Source organism: Streptomyces sp. NPDC051109 (assembly GCF_044455885.1).
Taxonomy (GTDB): domain Bacteria; phylum Actinomycetota; class Actinomycetes; order Streptomycetales; family Streptomycetaceae; genus Streptomyces.
In genome coordinates this window covers 319,239-338,095 of sequence record NZ_JBITFF010000005.1, presented here as the reverse complement: position 1 = coordinate 338,095, position 18,857 = coordinate 319,239, and the positions used below count along the sequence as shown (strand labels likewise).

The window sequence follows — 18,857 nt, the reverse complement described above, 5'->3', positions numbered from 1 at the left end:
TCTACTCTCCGTTACCGCGCGGGGAGTTGTTGCCACTGTGCGCGTCCGGACGAATGCGGAGCGTGCGCATCGGGCGTCAGTCGGTGATCAGGACCGTGTTCTCCATGGGCTCCCCCGCGGCGAACCGGTGGAGCTGGCCGGCCACCAGGCGTCTGGCCCGCGGGGCGAACGCCGTGCTGCTGCCGCCCACGTGGGGCGTGATCAGGACATTCGGAGCGTGCCAGAGCGGATGGCCGGCGGGCAGCGGTTCCGGGTCGGTGACGTCGAGCGCCGCGCGCAGCCGGCCCGACTCCAGCTCCGCCAGCAGGGCGTCGGTGACGGCGACGGGGCCGCGCGCCACGTTCACCAGCAGGGCGCCGTCCTTCATCCGGGAGAGGAACGCGGCGTCGGCCAGGCCCCGCGTCGCGTCGGTCAGCGGGGTGGAGAGGATCACCACGTCGGCCTCGGGGAGCAGCCGGGGCAGTTCGGCCTGAGCGTGCACGGGCCCGCGCGGGGTGGTGCGCGCCGAGCGTGCGACCCGTACGACCCGGGCGCACTCGAAGGGTGCGAGCCGGTCCTCGATGGCCGCGCCGATCGATCCGTAACCGACGATCATCACGGACTTGTCGGCGAGGGCGTCGTAGAAGCCGGAGTTCCACTCCTCGCGGTCCTGGCCGCGCACCATCCCGGGGATGCCGCGCAGCGAGGCGAGGGTGAGGGTGAGCGCCAGCTCGGCGGTGCTCGCCTCGTGGACGCCGCGCGCGTTGCACAGCCGTACGCCGGGCCGCAGCAGGTCGAGGCCGTCCAGCACGTGGTCGATGCCCGCGGTCAGCGTCTGTACGACTTCGAGGCCCGCCATGTCGGCCAGCGGGCGCAGGGTGACCTCGGTGGACTTCATGTACGGGGTGACGTAGAAGACGCAGGCGGCCGGATCGGCCGGGAAGTCGTCCTCACCGTCCCACTCGCGGTAGGTGAAGGCGTCGGGGAGGCCCTCGATCTCCTCTGCGGGGAACGGCAGCCAGACGTCCGCGGTCTTTGCATCCATGACCAGGAGGCTATGCCAACGGCAATGGATCCTGATCAAGCCGTTAGTTTGTTTGCCGGACCGGGAGGGGGACGCACGGGTGGAGCGCAGGTCGATCGGGGCGGGGGCGCTGACGGTGGGCGCCATCGGGCTCGGGTGCATGCCGATGAGCTGGGCGTACGCGCCCGCGCGGCGCCGCGGGGCGGAGTCGCTGGCCACGGTGCACACGGCGCTGGACCTCGGGGCGAACCTGCTGGACACCGCCGACATGTACGGGCCGTTCACCAACGAGCTGCTGCTGGGGCGGGTGCTGCGGGAGCGGCGGGCGGATGCGTTCGTGTCCGCCAAGGTGGGGCTGCGGGCGGGCGAGCAGCACGTGGTGGCGGACGGGCGGCCCGGCTACGTGCGGCGGGCCTGCGACGCCTCGCTGCGGCGGCTGCGGACGGACGTCATAGACCTCTACCAGCTGCACCGTGTGGATCCGGAGATCCCGGTCGAGGAGACCTGGGGGGCGATGGCCGAGCTGGTCGGGGCCGGAAAGGTGCGGGCGCTCGGGTTCTGCGCGCTGGGGGCGGGCGCCGGGCCGGGGGCGGGGCGGCGCGGGGACCGGGCGTACCAGGTGACCTTGGGCCACCTGGAGCGGGTCCAGCAGGTGTTCCCCGTGAGCGCGGTGCAGGCGGAGCTGTCGGTGTGGTCCCCGGAGGCGGCGCGGCGGCTGCTGCCGTGGTGCGCGGCGCGGGGGGTGGGGTTCCTGGCGGCGATGCCGCTGGGCAGCGGGTTCCTGACCGGGACGCTCCGGCCGGGCGAGGGCTTCGAGTGGGAGGACGTGCGGGCCCGGCATCCGCGGTTCACGGCGGAGTCGATGGCGGCGAACCAGGTGCTGGTGGCGGCGCTGCGGCGGGTGGCGCGACGGCTCGGTCCGCAGGTGACGGCGGCGCAGGTGGCGCTGGCGTGGGTGCTGGCGCAGGGGCCGCAGGTGGTGCCGGTGCCGGGGGCCGACCGGGCGCACTGGGCGCAGGAGAACGCGGGGGCGGACCGGCTGCGGCTGACGGCGGGGGACCTGACCGAGATCGCGGCGCTGCCGGCGGCGGTGGGAGCCTGGGACTGAGCGCCGGCCGGCCGGGGAACGAGCCGGGAGCGGGCCCGGTGCCGGGTCGCAACACCACTCGATCGGGTGTACGAGCGCCGGAACTTCGGGAAGTGCCGCAGCTGTTGAGACAGGTGAAAGGCACGATCGCCGGCCGGAGGGGAGCAGGACGATGCGATACGGACAGGCACACAGGGGATCCGAGGGGTACGGGAGCCCGCGCGCCCGGAGCCGCGGAGTGCTGGCTGCGTTCGCCCTGGCGGGATGCGGGGCCCTGCTCGGGGCGGGCTGCGCTCCGGCGGGCTCCCCCGCCGCCAAGCCGGGCACGTCGCCACCCGGTGTGCCACCCGCCGCGTCGGGGTCCGGTCCCGCGGGCTCCCCGTCCGGTTCCCCGGAGGCCGCGCCGCCGGCCAAGGGCTCCGTGACGGTGGCGGGCGAGGTGGCCAAGGGTCTGGAGTCCCCGTGGGGAGTGGCTCCGTTGCCCGACGGGGACCTGCTGGTCGCCTCGCGGGACAAGGGGACGATCAGCAGGGTCGCCCCGGCCACCGGCACGGTGACGCAGATCGGCAAGGTGCCCGGGGTGGCCCCGGGCGGCGAGGGCGGCCTGCTGGGGCTCGCGCTGTCGCCCTCGTACGCCTCGGACCGGATGGTGTACGCGTACTTCACGACGGAGTCCGACAACCGCATCGCCCGGATGCGGTACGACGAGCAGCGGGATCCCGGCCAGCAACTGGGCGCGCCGGACACGGTGTTCCGGGGCATTCCCAAGGGGCTGGTCCACAACGGCGGCCGGATCGCGTTCGGCCCGGACAAGATGCTCTACGCGGGGACGGGCGAGACCGGCGACACCGGGCTGGCGCAGGACAAGAAGTCGCTGGGCGGCAAGATCTTGCGGATGACCCCGGACGGGCAGCCGGTGCACGGGAATCCCGAGGCCGATTCGGTCGTCTACTCCTACGGGCACCGCAACGTGCAGGGCCTGGCCTGGGACAAGGACAAACGGCTGTGGGCGGCCGAGTTCGGCCAGAACACCTGGGACGAGCTGAACCTGATCGAGCCCGGCGCGAACTACGGCTGGCCGGAGGCCGAGGGGAAGGCCGGCAAGCCGGGCCTGCGGGATCCGGTGGCCGTGTGGAAGACGGATGAGGCCTCGCCGAGCGGGATCGCCTGGGCGCAGGGTTCGGTGTGGATGGCCGGGCTGAAGGGCGAGCGGCTGTGGCGGATCCCGCTGGCCGGGGCGCATCCGGTTGCCGATCCGGAGGCCTTCCTCACGGGCAAGTACGGCCGGCTGCGCACGGTGATCGCCCTCGGCGGGGACAGATTGCTGCTGGTCACGAGCGAGACCGATGGGCGCGGGTCGCCGGAGGCCGGCGACGACCGGATCCTGACCCTGACGGTGCGGTAACCGACGGAGCCCTGGTGGGGGGCGAAAGGCGCGGTGGGCACGGTGTTCAACATGATCGAGGAGCTCTTCAACCCGGGACGCAAGCACACGGACGAGGAGAAGGAGCGGCTGGAGCTGTCCCGGACCGACGTGAACGACGGCGATCCGGGACGCGGTCCGATAGACCTGGACTCCGGCAAGGTGCTCATACGCCCGGCGGAGCCGTCCCCGCGGGAGTGAGGGGCCCGAACAGCCTCAGCCGGTGGGCCAGGGCGGCCGCCTCGCCGCGGCCGGCGACGCCCAGCTTGGCCAGGATGTTCGAGACGTGCACGCTGGCCGTCTTCGGGGAGATGAACAGCTCCTCGGCGATCTGGCGGTTGCTGTTGCCCGCCGCGACCAGGCGCAGGACGTCGCGTTCGCGGCTGGTCAGGCCCAGGGCCTCGACGGGGTCGGCGGCCGGTGCGGGCAGCGCCGGGGGCGTGTCGGCCCCGGCGAGCGGGAGCCGGGCGCGCTGGGCGAGCAGGGCCAGGTCCTCGCGGAGCCTGCGGGAGCCGAGCCGGTCCGCGGTGGCGTAGGCCTCGCGGAGCAGCACGGCGGCGGGCCCGCGGTCGCCGCCGGAGGCCAGCTGGGCCTCGGCGAGCCGGTGGCGGGCGCGGGCCAGCAGGTACGGGCGTTCCAGCGGGCGGATGGCCTGCTCGACGCCGGCCCAGTCGGCGGTGGTGTCCCGGCCCTCGGCCCGCAGCAGCTCCACGCGGACGAACTCGGCGTGGGCGGCCCACACGGGCACGGGGGTGGCCAGGGCGCGGGCGGCGCCGCGGAGCACGTCCAGGGCGGCTTCGCGGCCGGCGTCTGCGACCGGGAGTCCACGGGCGTCCGCCTCGGCGGAGGCGGCGGCGAGCAGCAGCGGCCAGGCGTAGCGGTGGTGGCCCAGCGGGAAGCCGTAGGCGAGCGCGTCGGTGATCTCCGCGCGGACGTCTTCGATCCGGCCCTCGCCCGCGGCGATGCCGACGGCGAGGCGGTACAGCGGTATGCGGTGCTGGGGCTGGCTGTCGTGGGTGCCGAAGTGGGCGTGGGCGGCGGCGAGCCGGCCGGCCGCCTCGGTCAGTTCGCCGCGCGCCAAGGCCAGGTAGGACAGCCGCGCGGAGGCGGAGCCGCGCGGGGCGGCGCTCTGGCCGACGCTCAGGCCGCGCTGGGCGGCTTCGGCGGCCTCGTCCCAGCGGCCGAGGCTGTACAGGCTCTCCGCCATGTTCCCGCTGAGCCAGGCCTCGGTGTCCAGCAGCCGTGACCTCTTGACGAGTTCGACCCCTTGTCCGGCCAGTTCCACGGCTTCGCGGGACCGGCCCATGCTTTCCAGCTGAGAGGTGAGGTTGATATGTGCACGTCCCGCCAACATGACGAGACCCAGTTCGGTGGCCCGCTCGCGGACCGCGAACATCTCGGCGAGGCCGCGGTCGGCGTCGCCGGAGTCTGTGAGCAGGCAGCCCACCGTGATCCGGGCGTTGAGCTCGATCTCCTCGGCCCCGACCATACGGGCGTAGGCGACGGCGCGTTCCGCGGCTTCGAGGTTGCCGGGGCCGGGGCTGTGGAGCATGCCCCAGCCCGCGGCCCGGACCAGGACCTCGGCGTGCACCTGGGACGGGGGCAGCCCCTTGACGAGCTCCTGGGCCTTGGCGAGTTCCTCCCAGCCGTCGCCGCGGGCCAGGCTGGAGACGAGCCGGGAGCGCTCCGTCCAGAACCATGCGGCGCGCAGCGGGTCCCGGTCGTCCTCCATCAGCCGCAGAGCCGTCTTGGTGAGTTTGAGGGCGCGTTCGCGTTCGCCGCCGAACCGGGCGGCGACGGTCGCCTCGGCCAAGAGGTCGAGCCGCTTCAGCGGTGTGGTGGCCGGGTCGCAGCCGCACGGAGGGTACACATCGGTGTAGTCCACGGGGCGCAGCGCCTCGCGGATGTCCTCCGGCGCGCTCTCCCACAGGTCCAACGCCCGTTCCAGCAGGCTCAGCTGCTCGGAGTAGGCATGCCGGCGGCGGGCGGCGACGGACGCGGCCAGGACGGCGGGCAGCGCCTTGGCCGCGTCGTTGGCGGAGTACCAGTAGCTGGCCAGCCGGATGGTCCGCTCCTCGGCGCGGATCAGCGTGTCGTCGGCTTCCATCGCCTCGGCGTAGCGGCGGTTGACGCGGGCGCGCTCGCCGGGGAGCAGGTCGTCGCTGACGGCCTCGCGGACCAGCGAGTGGCGGAAGCGGTAGCCGTCCCCGTCGGGGGTGGCGAGCAGGATGTTGGCGCCGACGGCGGCCCGCAGGGCCTCGATCAGCTCGTCCTCCGTGAGCCCGGCGACGGCGCGCAGGAGCGGGTACTCCACGGTGGAGCCGCCCTCGGCGACGATGCGCACCACGCGCTGGGCGGCGTCCGGCAGCACCTCGACGCGGACGAGCAGCAGGTCGCGCAGGGATTCGGTGAGTCCCGCGTGGCAGCCGTTCTTCTTGCAGGCGGCGAGTTCCTCGACGAAGAAGGCGTTGCCGTCGGAGCGGTCGAACACGGAGTCCACGAAGGCCTCGTCGGGCTGCGAGGCGAGGATGCCGGCGAGCTGGCGGCGTACCTCGGCCCGCTTGAAGCGGGGCAGTTCGATGCGCTGGACGGTGCGGAGCCGGTCGAGTTCGGCGAGCAGCGGACGCAGCGGGTGGCGGCGGTGGACGTCGTCGGCCCGGTAGGTGGCGACCACGACGAGCCGGCCGCTCGCGAGGGTGCGGAAGAGGTAGGAGAGCAGGTGCCGGGTGGAGGTGTCCGCCCAGTGCAGGTCCTCCAGGACGAGGACGACGGTGCGGTCGGCGGCGAGCCGCTCCAGCATCCGGGCCGTCAGTTCGAAGAGTCGGGCGGTGCTTTCCTCGTCGTGCGGTCCGCGGGGGGTGTCGCCGAGTTCGGGGAGGATCCGGGCGAGTTCGTCCTCCTGGCCCGCGGCCGCGGCCGCCAGCTCGCCGGGGAGCCGGCGGTGCAGGGTGCGCAGGGCCGTGGAGAACGGGGCGAAGGGAAGGCCCTCCGCCCCGATCTCCACACAGCCTCCGACGGCCACCACGGCACCGCGGCGGTCCGCCTCGCAGAGGAACTCCTCGGTGAGGCGGGTCTTTCCGACCCCGGCCTCGCCTCCGACGAGCATCGCCTGCGGCTCGCCGCCCGTGGCCCGGGCCAATGCGTCGGTGAGTACGGCCAGTTCGTCGGCTCGGCCGACGAACACCGGGCTGACAGATCTGGTCTCCACGTCGCCGAGCATCGCACAGGAGTCCTGGCCCGCGGCACTCGTCGGGAGTGCGCTTCTCATCACGTGTCAGTCCACGCGGTCCGCGGCGCGGGTCACGCGGCGCGTGTGAAGCGGCTCCGCTGCCCTCTCACCTGCCGTTCGGGTTCCTGGCTGCGCGAGAAGGCGCGGCGCGCCTTCTTGGCCTCCTGGACCAGGCGGAACCGGTCGGCCTGGCGGATGAGGTCGGCGTGGCGGGCGGTGGCGATCTCGTACTCGAACATCTCGTACTCCTCGGTTCGCGTTTCTCGGCACCTCGTTCGGTGTGATCCAAGATTCGCGCCCCAGGGGGTGGCGGCACATCGGGCGCATGCCGCATCTGTACGGGACGGGGGTCCTTAGGCCGCGGCCGAAGGGCCCCGGATCGGACCGGGAGTGCCTAGGAGGGGGTCCTAGGCGGGCGGAAGAGGGTCCTAGGCGGCCTTGGGGAGGGGAGCCAGGATGTCGAAGTACATGAGGCCGAAGAGCAGTACGCCCAGCGCGCCGAGGGCGACGGCGGCCCAGGAGACGGCGCGGACCCAGGTGGGGAGGGTGCGGCCGGGGGCGCCGAAGGCCGGGCGGGCGAGCACGAAGACGGCGAGCAGCAGGGCGAGGGTGGACAGGACGCCGTTGACGAGGGCGGTCATGTGCCATGCGTCGCCGTACAGGGCATCGATCTTCGCCTCGGTGGTGGCGGCGTTGACCGATTCGATCTGGCCCACGAGGGTCTGGCGCTCGGCTATGACGCGCGAGACCCAGCTGCCGCTGAGGGCGACGAGCCCGAGCCCGGCCGCGACCACGGCGGAGGCGGCGGCGCCGACGCCCTCGGACCGCTGCTCCGTCTCGTCGAGCTCGTCGTGGAGCTCGTCCTCAAGGTCCTCCTCGGCGAGCTCGGCCTCGGGTGCCTCGGCGGTCTCCGTGGCGGGGGCGTCCTTGGGGTCGGCCTGGGCCTCGGCGGCCTGGGGCTCGGCGGTGTCCGCCTCGGGAGCGGTCGGGTCGGCGGTCTTCGTGGTGTCCATGCGGGGCACCGTAGGCGGCTTGTCTGAGAGGTTTCTGAGAAGGCCCCGGCGCCTTCGGGCGGGGTCGGCCGCAGGCCCCGGACCGGGGCCGCGGCGGGTGGTGTCAGGCGGTGGGGGCCGGCGGCCACTCGTGGGCGAGGACCGCCCAGATCTCGGTGTCCTGGCGGACGCCGCGGTGGGGGTGGTTCTCGCGCAAAACGGCCTCGCGGGTCATCCCGAGGCGCGCCGCGACGGCGATGCTCTTCCGGTTGGCGGCGGACGCGTGCCACTCGGCGCGGTGCATGCCGCGCTCCCGGAAGGCCCAGTCGATCAGGATGCGGCAGGCCTTGGTCACCAGGCCCCGGCCGGCCGCTTCGGGCTCCAGCCAGCAGCCGACCTCGCAGTTGCCCGAGGCGGCCTCGAAGGTCCGGAAGAGGACCCCGCCGACGAGGGTGCCGGCGACCCGGATGCCGTAGAGCCGCCCGCCGTCGGCGGCCGCCTTCTGCGCGTACGAGGAGAGGAATCCGCGCGCCGAGTCGAGGTCGGTGACGATGTCGGCCAGGACGATGTGCTCGCCGATGAACTCGCGGCCGCGGTCCATGTGCGCCAGGAACTCCTCGGCGTGCCGGACCTCCAGCGGGAACAGCTGGGCGTCGTCGGCGAGGTCCATCGAGAACATGCGGGTTCCTCCTTGGGTCTCATACGGCGGGTTGCCGGATCACCGGGATGCCGGGGCGGGCTCGGCGCCGTCCTCGCTCGTGGCGGGATCCGCGGCGGGCCGCTGCGCGGGCAGTGTCGCACGGGGACGGCATTCCGGGGGCTCGATGCTGATCTTGGGCAGTCGGCGCTCCAGCCAGGCGGGGAGCCACCAGTTGGCTCCGCCGAGCAGGTGCATCAGCGCCGGGACGAGGAGGGTGCGCAGCACGAAGGCGTCGAGTGCGACGGCCGCGGCGAGCGCGATGCCGAACATCGCGATGATCCGGTCGCCGCTGAGCACGAAGGCCAGGAAGACGGCGATCATGATGACCGCCGCCGAGTTGATCACCCGACTGGTCTCGGCGAGGCCGACCCGGACGGCGCGCCGGTTGTCGCCGGTCTCCAGCCATTCCTCGTACATCCGGCTGACGAGGAACACCTGGTAGTCCATGGACAGCCCGAAGAGGACCGACACCATGATCACCGGCAGGAAGGGCTCGATCGGGCCGGCGCTGCCCAGGCCCAGCAGTTCGCTGCCCCAGCCCCACTGGAAGATCGCGACGACGACGCCGAAGGAGGAGGCGACGGCGGCGACGTTCATGGCGGCCGCCTTGAGCGGGATGCCGAGGGAGCGGAAGGCCAGCAGCAGGAGGACGCAGCCGAGGGCGACCACCACCCCGACGAACAGCGGCAGTTTCCCGACGATGACGTCGGCGAAGTCGTCGTATCCCGCGGTCACGCCGCCGACGTGGACGGTCATGGAGTTGCCGTGCCCGGCGGCCGGGATGACGTTCTCGCGCAGCGTTGTGACCAGCTCGCTCGTGGCCCGGGACTGCGGGGCGGAGTCCGGTATGACGGTCAGGACGGCGGTGTCCCCGCTCCGGTTGAAGACGGCCGGGCCGGCGGCGGCGACGCCGTCGGTCCTGCGGAGCGCCTCGGCCAGTTGGTCGACGGCGAGCCGGTCCCCGGCCCCGTCGAGGCGGGAGACGACGGTGAGCGGGCCGTTCACTCCGGGCCCGAACCCGTCCGCGAGCAGGTCGTAGGCCTGGCGTGTGGTGGAGCCCGCCGGGTTGTTGCCCTGGTCGGAGGTGCCCAGGTGGAGCGAGAGGGCGGGCAGCGCCAGGACGGCCATGACCAGCGCGGCGACGATGCCGAGGAGCTTGGGGTGGCGCTCCACGAAGGCCGACCAGCGGGCCGCGAAGCCGGTGGGCGTCTCGGGCCGCGGGCCCTCGGCGGCGAGCCTGCGGCGTTCGCGGCGCGAAAGGGCGCGCATGCCGATGTACGAGAGCAGGGCGGGGAGCAGCGTGACGGAGGCGGCGACGGTCAGCACCACCGTGAGGGAGGCGGCGATCGCGACGCCGTTCAGGAAGTTCAGCCGCAGCACCAGCATGCCGAGCAGCGCGATGCAGACGGTGGCCCCGGCGAAGACGACGGCCCGGCCGGTGGTGGCGACGGCCCGCTCGGCGGCCTCCTCGACCGGCAGGCCGCGCATCAGCCCCTTGCGGTGCCGGGTCACGATGAACAGCGCGTAGTCGATGCCCACGCCGAGCCCGACGAGGGTGCCGAGCATCGGGGCGAAGTCGGCGACGGGCATGGCGTGCCCGAGCAGGGTGATGCCGAAATAGGCGGTGCCCACGCTGACGAGGGCGGTCGCGATGGGCAGCAGACTCGCGGCGAGCGAGCCGAAGGCGAGGAAGAGCACGAGGGCCGCGACGGCCACGCCGATGACCTCGGCGAGGTGGGCGGTGGGCGCCTCGGTCAGGGCGACGGCCCGGCCGCCGAGCTCGACCTGGAGTCCGTCCGCCTCGGTGGCGGGGTTCTTCGCGGCGTCGACGACGGCCTTGGCCTGCGCCTTGGGTACGGAGTCGGCCTGCCGGTCGAACGTCACCACGGCATAGGCGGTCCGCCCGTCGGGGCTGATCTGGGCGGCGCTCTCGGGGCCGGCGCCGTACGGGCCGGCGACCGAACCGACTCCGGGGAGCCCCGCGACGGTGTCGAGGGTCTTGGCCATGCGCTGCTCGACGGCGGGAGTACGGACGCTCTGGTGCTCCGGGGCCCGCCACACGATGGTGTCGGTGTCGCCGCCCTGGCCGTGGAAGCCGGCGCGCAGGAGGGCGTTGGCTCGGCTGGACTCGGTGCCGGGGACCTCGTAGTCGTTGGAGAACGCCGATCCGGCGGTCCCGGCGGCCACGGCCGTGGCGCCGAGGGCGAGCAGCCAGAGGAGGACGGCCACCAGGCGGTGCCGCAGGCACCAGCGTGCGATCACTGCCAACGGACGTGCTCCCTGGTGGTTCGGATCTTCACCGGGGCTGCCCGACGCAAAGGACGCTGGAACTCGTGAAGGCCCGGCCGACCGCCCGGGGATCACCCACGGACCGGCCAAGATGGTCTACACCGACACGATCGCAGCGTTTCGTGATCGTTGGCCCCTTTCGTGTGCATCGTCACAGGGACGCGGGCCGGTACGGGACCAAGGTCATCCGCCCAAGGCGCCGTTCGCCGGGTTGCCCGGTCCGTCGGCCCGGTAGCCCGGGACGGAGGGCCACCTGACGGTGAGCACCACCGCGTCCTCCTCGGCGTACCAGGAGTGGTCGACGCCGCGGCCCCAGACGACGTAGTCGCCCTGCTCGGCGAGGACGACGGTCCGGCCGGGGAACTCCAGCCGGAAGCGGCCGCTGATCAGCACCTGGAGCGCGGTGCGCTCCTCGCCCCGCACCCACTGAGCCCGCTCGTCACCCTTCGGGTGGACCCCCCACTTGATCTCCACGTCCGTGCTGTGGCGCGGATCGGCGGGGTCCTTGAAGTGGCCGAGCAGCCAGCCCCGGTCGGTGGCGGCGTCCGGGGCGGCCTTGCCGGTGTAGACGGAGTCGATGGAGGTGGTGGAGGGGGAGTCGTCGTTCACGGGGTGAGGCTAATGCAGTTGTGCGGTCGTACCGACGGCTGGTGAGCTGGGCCGATGACGATGAATGCCGACGAGCTGGCGAACGTACGGGCCGCCTACGACCGGGAGATGCGCCGCGACGCGCTGCCGGACACCGCGGGCGCCCGGGTGGAGCGGGCGGGGGCGGTCGTGCGGCAGACCGCGGACGGTCCCGGGTGGAACGGGGTGCTCTGGTCGGACCTCGACGAGGAGACGGCGGACGCGGAGATCGCGGCGCAGTCGGCGTACTTCGCGGGGCGGGGGGCCGGCGAGTTCGAGTGGAAGCTGTACGGGCACGACCGGCCGGCGGATCTGGGGGGCCGGCTGCGCGCGGCGGGCTTCGTACCCGAGCCGGCCGAGACCCTGATGGTGGGACGGGTGGACGAGCTCGCCGCACTGCCGGTGGAACCGCCGGAGGGGATCACCCTGCGGGCGGTGACGGACGAGGCGGGCGTCGACCTGATGATGGACGTCCACGCGAAGGCCTTCGCAGCGGAGCGCCCCGCGATCCGGCACCTGCTGCTCACCCTGCTGAGGGACGAGCCGGAGACCCTCGCGGCGGTCGTGGCGATGGCCGGGGACACCCCGGTGAGCGCGGCCCGCATGGAGATGCGACCGGGCTCCTCGTTCGCCGGCCTCTGGGGCGGCGGCACCCTGCCGCAGTGGCGGGGCCGCGGCATCTACCGCCTCCTGGTCGCCCACCGCGCCCGCATCGCGGCGGCCCGCGGCATCCGGTACCTCCAGGTCGACGCCTCCCCCGCCAGCCGCCCGATCCTCGACCGCCTGGGCTTCGCGGCCCTGGGCACGACGGTCCCCTACGTCTGGACCGCAAAGCCGTAGCGGGGGCGGGAGGCTCCGGGGGAAGATCACGGCATGGAACGTATCGGGCCGCCCCTGACCGGCGACGAGCGGGAGACGCTGCGCGCATTCCTCGACTACCACCGGGCCACGCTCGCCTGGAAGTGCGAGGGACTCACCGACGAGGAACTGCGGCGGCCCTCGATGCCGCCGTCCACCTTGTCCCTGCTGGGCCTGGTCCGGCACATGGGCGAGGTCGAGCGGCACTGGTTCCGCCGCACCCTGAACGGCGAGGAGCTCCCCCACCTCTGGTCCGACACTCATGACTTCCAGGCCGCCTACGAGGCCTCCGGCGCCACGCGCGAGGAGGCGTTCACCGCGTGGGAGGCGGAGGTCGCGCACGCGCGCCGCATCGAGGCGGCCGCCGAGTCCCTCGACGTGACGGCGTACGTGCCCAGTTGGAAGGAGGAGGCCTCGCTGCGCCTCGTCATGCTCCACCTGATCCACGAGTACGCGCGCCACAACGGCCACGCCGACTTGCTCCGCCAGGCCGTCGACGGCGCCACCGGAGCCTGACGGGCCGGCGGCGGCCGCCCGATCCGGCAGGCCGCCGCCCCGGCGGGCCGTCCCATCCGTCAGACCGTTCGATCCGTCAGGCCGTCCGACCCGTCAGGCCGTCCGATCCGTCAGGCCGCCCGACCCGTCAGGCCGCCCGCCAGTAGCCCAGGCCGTTCACCCGCTGCTTCGGCAGGGCCAGGTCCTTGCGCAGGTACGCCGTCAGCGTGCGCGTGGTCGCCGTGTCGCAGGCCAGCCAGACGTACGCCGACTCCGGGTCCCCGACGAGTTCCGGTAGCTCGGCCTTGACCTTCTCCACCAGCGCCGGGCCCGTGCGCTCCACCCGCCGGATCTCGTGCCGCGACGGGTCCAGCCGGACCGGGAGGTCGGCGTCCGAGGCGTGCTGCGTCTCCAGCCAGATCGTCGCCGGGGTCTGCGGGTAGGCATCCAGCAGGGAGTTGATCGCCGGGACGGAGGCCGGGTCGCCGATCACCAGCAGCCGCTGCGGCTCCGGCGCCGGAGCGGTGAAGCCGGTGCCCTGGACGGTGGCCTCGATGGTGTCGCCGGCCTTCGCGGCCCGGGCCCAGGCGCTCGCGGGGCCGTCGTGGAGGGCGAACTCCAGGGCGAACGTCCCCGCCCGCGGATCCGGGTCGACGAGCGTGTAGGCCCGCGTGTGCGGCTTGCCCGCGTTGTCGAACCACAGACGCACCCACATCGTCGGGTGGAGCGATGCGCCGGCCGCGGCGAGCAGCCCGCCGTCCGTGACGTACACGCGGCGGTAGTGCTCCGTGACCTCCTCCGCGCCCGTGACCGTGAACGTGAAGTCCTTGCCGCGCAGAAGCCGCAGGACCACGCCCTCCCATCCCTTGCCGAAGCCCGCCATGTGCGACCACCCCTCACCCTCGAACCCCTATAGTTAGGGCAGCCTAACCTAATGAACTGGGGGAAGAGTGTGAGCCTTCCGAACAACGCCGGCGCCGACGAGTTCGAGCTCTACCGGGACGAGTGGGGCATCCCCCACCTCCGCGCCCCCGACGCCGACCGCCTCGCCTACGCCCAGGGCTACGCCACCGCCCTCGACCGCGCCTGGCAGCTGGAGGTCGAGCGACACCGCGCCCAGGGCTCCAGCGCCGCCTTCCTCGGTGCGGACTCCGTCGCCTGGGACCTGTTCGCCCGCCGGTCCCGGCTCGCCGACACCGCCCGCCGCTGCCACGAGGCCCTCGACCCCGACACCGCGGCCTGGGTCGGGTCCTACGTGGACGGCGTCAACGACGGGCTCGCCCGAGGCGCCGCCCGCGACGAGCGGTTCGCGCGCACCGGCCACACCCCGACCCCCTGGGAGCCGTGGGTCCCGCTCGGCATCTGGATCGCCACCCACATCCTCTTCGCCGGGTTCGCCACCAAGCTGTGGCGCGAGCGCGTGGCCCGCGCCCTCGGCGACGGGGCCGTCACCCTCTTCGCCACCGACGGCCCCGGCACCGCCGGCAGCAACGGCTGGCTGGTCCCGGGCGAGCGGACCGGCACCGGCTCGGCGCTCATCGCGGGCGACCCGCACCGGTTCATCGAGGACCCGGGCGTGTACCAGCAGATACGGCTCTGCTGCCCCGAGTACGACGTCCTCGGCCTGGCCGTCCCCGGCGTCCCCGGCCTCGGCCACTTCGGGCACACCGGCAGCGCCGCCTGGGCGATCACCAACGCCATGGCCGACTATCAGGACCTGTACGTCGAGAAGCTGCGCCCCGCCCCCGACGGCGACGGCATCGAGGCGCTCGGCCCCGACGGCTCCTGGGAGCCCGTCCACCAGCACACCGAGACGATCGCCGTCGCCGGAGCCGAGCCGATCGAGGTCGAGGTCCTGGAGACCGCCCGCGGCCCCGTGATCACCCGCGGCGAAACGGCGAACCCCGACCAGGACCCCGGCCGGGACCAGGACCCGGGCCGGGAGCAGACCCTCTCGCTCCGCTACCCGCCCCGCGTCCGCCGCGACCTCGGCTTCGCCGTCCTCCCCGCCCTGCTGCGCGCCCGCACGGTCGCCGACATCGACCGCGCCCTCGACGGCTGGGCCGAGCCCGTCAACGTCGTCCACGCCGCCGACACCGGGGGCGGCCTGCTGCACCGCGTCGCCGGCGCCGTCCCGCTGCGCGACCCGGCCAACCGGCTGCGCCCGGTCCCCGCCTGGGATCCGCGGTACGCCTGGCAGGGCTGGGCCGAGACCCCCGCCGAGCCCGTGCAGGGCTTCGCCGTCATGGCCAACGCGCGCGGCATCGCCTCGCCGCTCGGCGTGGAGTTCGCGCCCCCGCACCGCGCCAACCGCATCCGCGAGCTGCTCTCGGGCTCGGCGGACTGGTCCCCGAAGGCGATGGCCGACGTACACCGGGACACCTACCTGGCCTCGGCCGCGCCGCTGCTGGCCCTGCTGCCCGGGCTCGACGGCCTGTCCCCCGCCGCGCAGGCGCTGCGCGCCCGACTGCTCGCCTGGGACCGGCACATGGCCGCCGAAAGCACCGACGCCACCGTCTTCTCGGCACTGCGGACCGCGACCGTACGCCGCTTCGCCGCCGATCCCGCCCTCGCCGGGCTGGCGGGGGCACCGACCGGCCCCGAGGTGTTCCACCCCTGGCTGTACCTGGTCCCCCGCGTCGGCTACGCCCTGGAGGGGCTGCTGGCCACCGCCCTCCTGCCCGCCCTGGACCGGGCGGCCCACGTCCGCGCCGCCCTGGAGGAGACCGCCGCCGCGGGCGCCCCCGAGACCGCGTGGTCGCAGGTGCACCGCCTCGCCCCCTGGTCGGCGCTCCCCGACCCGGACGCGCAGTGGCCCGGCCTCGGCGGCGACCACGACTGCGTGAACGCCACCTCCACCGTGCCCGGTTTCACCGACCTCACCGCCCGCGCCTCGGCGGCGCGCTACGTGTGGGACCTGGCCCGCCGCGAGGACAGCCTCTGGGCGGTCCCGCTCGGCGCGGACGGCGTCACCGGATCACCCCACCACCGCGACCAGCTCCCGTACTGGGCCCGGTGCGAACTCGTCCCCGTCGTCACCGACTGGACCCGTCTCACCAAGGAACCCGTATGACCGGCAGCAGCGCCTCCGCCCCCGGCGCCCGGCAGCCCGTGTACTCCCGGCGCATCGAGGGCGTCGGCACGGTCACCCTCACCCCCGTCGATCCGGCCGCCGACGCCGCGCTGATCCACTCCTGGGTCACCGAGGAGCGGGCCCGTTTCTGGGGCATGCGCGAGGCCAGCCGCGAGCTCGTCCGGGAGATCTACGAGGACGTCGACCGCCGCACGACCCACCACGCGTTCCTGGCGCGCCGCGACGGCGAGCCGGTCGGGCTCTTCCAGACGTACGACTGCGCCGAGGACCGGATCAGCGAGTGCTACGAGGTCCTGCCCGGCGACACCGGGGTGCACCTGATGATCGGCCCTGCGCGGGGGGCGTCCGAACGCGGCTTCAGCGCGGGCCTGATCGGGGCCTTCCTCTCCTACGTCCTCTCGGACGGCACCACCCGCCGGATCGTCGCGGAGCCCGACGCCCGCAACGAGAAGGCCATCGCCCGCCTGGTGCGCAGCGGCTTCGAGCCCGGCCCGGAGGTCGAGCTCCCGGAGATCGACCTGCCCGAGGTGTACCTGCCGGCGAAGCGGGCCCGCCTCGTCTTCTTCCACCCCCGGGCAAACTGACCGTTCCGATTGACCGTGTGATTCCGGCCACGCCAGACTGATGCCCACTCAAAGCATCGGCGCTGGGGGGAAATTGACCAGCCAGAATCTGCACATCGGGCCGGATGCGGCAGCAGACCGGTACCGGCTGCTCCGGTCGATCGGGCGCGGCGGGGAGGCCGTGCTCTATCTCGCGGAGATCGAACTCGCGGGCGGCAGCGAACCGGTGGTCGTCAAGGTGCTCGACTCCAAGACGACCATCACGCCCGACGAGTTCGACCGGATCAGCCGCAAGTGGAACGAGCAGGCCGAGCTCCTGCGCTTCGTGCACCGCCCGGGCGTCGTCGGCGTCCGGGAGCACTTCGAAGGGCCGCCGATCCATCGGTCGGGAGAGTCCGGGACCCTGACCGGGCGGGCCCTCGTCCTCGTGATGAACCACGTCGACGGGCTCGACCTGCGGGACTGGCGCGCCGAGCGGAACCTCGCCACCGCCGCCGAGCGGCGCGAGGTGATGCGGACGCTGGAGCAGCTCGCCGACGTGCTGGACTGGCTGCACTCGGGGAAGGCCACCCCGTCCGGGCGCCAGGTGATCCATGGCGACCTCTCCCCCGGCAATGTGATGGTCGACGCCCATGGCCAGGCCACGCTGGTGGACTTCGGGCTGAGCAAGCTGACCGCCGACCACCAGACGGCGGAGGTGTGGTTCACCCCCGGGTACGCGGCCCCCGAGGTCTTCGACGGCAAGCGCACACCGGGTACGGACCGGTACGCATTCGGGGCCATCGCCTACTTCCTGCTGAGCGGGCAGTCCCCGCCGGCCACTCCGGAGCAGCTGGCCCAGGCCATGGCCGGACTCCCGCAGATCGCCGTGTTGGACGCCGAACAGCGGGCCCGGATCACGGCGATCTGCTCGGCGGACCCGGCGCGGCGGCCGGTGCACCTGGCCGCCTGGATGAAGGACATCCGCCACGCGGTGGTGTCCACGACGACGTCCACCTCGCAGCGCGCGGTCCAGGACGCGGTCCCGGCGAAGCCGGCGGTTGCGCCGCTCCCGGTGGTTCCACCGCAGCCGGTGGCCCCGCCCGCGTCGGCGCCCCTGTCGGCGCCGTCGGTACCGCCCGCGCCGTACGTGCCGGGCGCGCCGGCGTCGGCCCCGGAGCCGGAGCCGGGGCCCGCCACGGTGCCCGACGCGGTGCCCGCCGGGTACGGGCCCGCGTACCACCACGACCCGGCCCCGATCCCCGCCCCCGCTCCTGAGCCGACGCGTCCCGCCGGGAAGCGGCGGACGGGCCTGGTCGTGGGCTCGGTGGCCACCGTGGTGGTCCTGGCGGCGCTCGCGGTGCTCGGCGTACAGCTCCTGGGGGACGGGGTCAAGGGGAACACCGCGGCGAACGAAAAGCCCGGCGGGAGCAGCACACCGCAGGCAGCCGCCTCGGATGCGGACGCGGCGACTGCCTCGCCGGAGGCTTCCGAGGAAAGTCCCACCGCCCAGGAATCCCCGAGCCCGGAGGCGTCGGGCAGCCGGGACCCGGGGTCGGTCAAGGACAGCAACGTGGCCGATCTGACCGTGCTGTCCTCGGTCGGAGAGATCCACAACTTCGAGGTCGGCTCCGCCAAGCTGAACACGAAGGAGTACGGGGCGGCCCTGCTCGGCAGCTGCTACGTCGGCGCGAGCATCGAGTACGACGTGAACCGGGCCTGGTCCACGTTGGAGTTCACCGCGGGCGTCGACGACGGTTCGACTACGGAGGAGGCCCGCGTGACCATCTCCGTGGACGACAAGCCCGCGCTCTTCTCCGAGCAGGTCCACCTGGGCAAGCCGGTCACCAAGTCGCTGGACATCAAGGGAGCCCTGCGGCTGCGGATCAAGGTGGAGGAGACCTGCCGGGACCGGGGCAGCGCCATCATCGCGGCCCCGGTCCTCAAGCGCTGACGGACCCGTCGGAAACCCCGAGGTCGGCGCGCATGGCCGCACGCATCTCCCGGAGCAGGTCCCAGATCCCGTACTGGGCGCGGGAGACCGTGTCCATCGTCTCGCCGGCCTCGGGTTCGTCCCGCTCCAGGCGCTTGACCTGGCCGTAGACCCTGCTCAGCGCGTGGTTGACGGCGCTCGCGGGCCGCAGGACGGCGTCCGGGGCGATCATCTGCGCCTCGGAGTAGCGGTCGCGCTGGGCGTTCTTCGCCTCGTCGAGCGCATCGCGGTCCGCGTCCTCGATCGCGCGCTCGCGCATGACGTGCAGGTGGCGGTTGAGGGCGGTGGTGAACTGCCGGGCGTCCCGGTTGAGGTCCGCGTAGCAGGTGCGCCGCAGCGCCAGGTACGCGCGGATCTCCTCGTGGCCCCGTACGAGTTCGATCTCCCGGCGCTTCGCCCGCTCCGCACCGCGCTGGGTGAGCAGAGCCCCGCCCAGGGTGCCCGCCACACCGGTGACGGCGATGACCATCGCACCGATCTCCACCCGTAACTCCCCCTCTACGCCGACGGCCTTGGCCGTCCAGT

Annotated in this window: 17 protein-coding genes; 8 read left to right on the top strand and 9 right to left on the bottom strand. The window is 73.6% G+C overall.

Features of this window, described 5'->3' with window-relative positions:
* Positions 1-76 precede the first annotated feature (76 nt).
* Entirely contained in the window at positions 77-1,024 is a 948-nt protein-coding gene (locus tag ACIBAD_RS12680) for a 2-hydroxyacid dehydrogenase (protein ID WP_134070945.1), read from the bottom strand.
* A gap of 79 nt (positions 1,025-1,103) precedes the next feature.
* Here ACIBAD_RS12680 and ACIBAD_RS12675 point away from each other — a divergent pair, with 79 nt between their 5' ends.
* The 3 genes from ACIBAD_RS12675 to ACIBAD_RS12665 all read left to right on the top strand — a co-directional run bounded on the left by ACIBAD_RS12675 (position 1,104) and on the right by ACIBAD_RS12665 (position 3,714).
* Positions 1,104-2,111 carry an aldo/keto reductase gene (locus ACIBAD_RS12675; protein ID WP_398906300.1) on the top strand — a complete coding sequence of 336 codons (1,008 nt, stop codon included), beginning with the start codon at positions 1,104-1,106 and terminating at the stop codon, positions 2,109-2,111.
* 151 nt (positions 2,112-2,262) lie between these two features.
* On the top strand, positions 2,263-3,495 hold the full coding sequence (locus tag ACIBAD_RS12670) for a PQQ-dependent sugar dehydrogenase (RefSeq protein ID WP_398906298.1): 1,233 nt from the start codon (positions 2,263-2,265) through the stop codon (positions 3,493-3,495).
* A gap of 51 nt (positions 3,496-3,546) precedes the next feature.
* Complete coding sequence (locus tag ACIBAD_RS12665; protein ID WP_166681895.1) at positions 3,547-3,714, top strand: DUF6191 domain-containing protein; 168 nt, start codon at positions 3,547-3,549, stop codon at positions 3,712-3,714.
* On the opposite strand, the gene ACIBAD_RS12660 is transcribed toward ACIBAD_RS12665, so the two are convergent.
* From ACIBAD_RS12660 to ACIBAD_RS12635, 6 genes are all read right to left on the bottom strand, one after another.
* Positions 3,680-6,733 (bottom strand): AAA family ATPase, encoded by a 3,054-nt coding sequence (locus ACIBAD_RS12660; protein ID WP_398906431.1) that lies wholly within the window; start codon positions 6,731-6,733, stop codon positions 3,680-3,682. The genes ACIBAD_RS12665 and ACIBAD_RS12660 overlap by 35 nt on opposite strands.
* Before the next feature lie 80 nt (positions 6,734-6,813).
* Positions 6,814-6,981: a hypothetical protein gene (locus tag ACIBAD_RS12655; RefSeq protein WP_166682038.1), complete on the bottom strand. Its 168-nt coding sequence runs from the start codon at positions 6,979-6,981 to the stop codon at positions 6,814-6,816.
* A gap of 189 nt (positions 6,982-7,170) precedes the next feature.
* A complete protein-coding gene (locus ACIBAD_RS12650; RefSeq protein WP_398906296.1) occupies positions 7,171-7,755 on the bottom strand; it encodes a hypothetical protein in 585 nt (194 codons plus the stop codon).
* 103 nt (positions 7,756-7,858) lie between these two features.
* On the bottom strand, positions 7,859-8,413 hold the full coding sequence (locus ACIBAD_RS12645) for a GNAT family N-acetyltransferase (RefSeq protein ID WP_134070951.1): 555 nt from the start codon (positions 8,411-8,413) through the stop codon (positions 7,859-7,861).
* Positions 8,414-8,452: 39 nt separating this feature from the next.
* Positions 8,453-10,702 (bottom strand): MMPL family transporter, encoded by a 2,250-nt coding sequence (locus tag ACIBAD_RS12640; RefSeq protein WP_398906293.1) that lies wholly within the window; start codon positions 10,700-10,702, stop codon positions 8,453-8,455.
* A gap of 204 nt (positions 10,703-10,906) precedes the next feature.
* Positions 10,907-11,332: a signal peptidase I gene (locus ACIBAD_RS12635; RefSeq protein WP_398906291.1), complete on the bottom strand. Its 426-nt coding sequence runs from the start codon at positions 11,330-11,332 to the stop codon at positions 10,907-10,909.
* Between the two features lie 60 nt (positions 11,333-11,392).
* Between ACIBAD_RS12635 and ACIBAD_RS12630 the strand changes: the two genes are divergently transcribed.
* On the top strand, positions 11,393-12,190 hold the full coding sequence (locus tag ACIBAD_RS12630; protein WP_398906428.1) for a GNAT family N-acetyltransferase: 798 nt from the start codon (positions 11,393-11,395) through the stop codon (positions 12,188-12,190).
* A gap of 33 nt (positions 12,191-12,223) precedes the next feature.
* Complete coding sequence (locus tag ACIBAD_RS12625) at positions 12,224-12,724, top strand: DinB family protein (RefSeq protein WP_398906289.1); 501 nt, start codon at positions 12,224-12,226, stop codon at positions 12,722-12,724.
* Between the two features lie 127 nt (positions 12,725-12,851).
* Here ACIBAD_RS12625 and ACIBAD_RS12620 read toward each other — a convergent pair whose 3' ends face one another.
* Positions 12,852-13,586: a siderophore-interacting protein gene (locus tag ACIBAD_RS12620; protein WP_398906287.1), complete on the bottom strand. Its 735-nt coding sequence runs from the start codon at positions 13,584-13,586 to the stop codon at positions 12,852-12,854.
* A 51-nt stretch (positions 13,587-13,637) separates the two neighbouring features.
* Here ACIBAD_RS12620 and ACIBAD_RS12615 point away from each other — a divergent pair, with 51 nt between their 5' ends.
* The 3 genes from ACIBAD_RS12615 (at position 13,638) to ACIBAD_RS12605 (ending at position 18,293) form a co-directional block, all read left to right on the top strand.
* Positions 13,638-15,776: a penicillin acylase family protein gene (locus ACIBAD_RS12615; RefSeq protein WP_398906285.1), complete on the top strand. Its 2,139-nt coding sequence runs from the start codon at positions 13,638-13,640 to the stop codon at positions 15,774-15,776.
* Positions 15,773-16,381 carry a GNAT family N-acetyltransferase gene (locus ACIBAD_RS12610; protein WP_398906282.1) on the top strand — a complete coding sequence of 203 codons (609 nt, stop codon included), beginning with the start codon at positions 15,773-15,775 and terminating at the stop codon, positions 16,379-16,381. The genes ACIBAD_RS12615 and ACIBAD_RS12610 overlap by 4 nt, the downstream gene beginning before the upstream one ends.
* Positions 16,382-16,454: 73 nt before the next feature.
* A complete protein-coding gene (locus ACIBAD_RS12605; RefSeq protein WP_398906280.1) occupies positions 16,455-18,293 on the top strand; it encodes a protein kinase in 1,839 nt (612 codons plus the stop codon).
* Here the strand turns inward: ACIBAD_RS12605 and ACIBAD_RS12600 are convergent.
* Positions 18,283-18,816: a hypothetical protein gene (locus tag ACIBAD_RS12600; RefSeq protein ID WP_398906278.1), complete on the bottom strand. Its 534-nt coding sequence runs from the start codon at positions 18,814-18,816 to the stop codon at positions 18,283-18,285. The genes ACIBAD_RS12605 and ACIBAD_RS12600 overlap by 11 nt on opposite strands.
* Between the last annotated feature and the right edge of the window lie 41 nt (positions 18,817-18,857).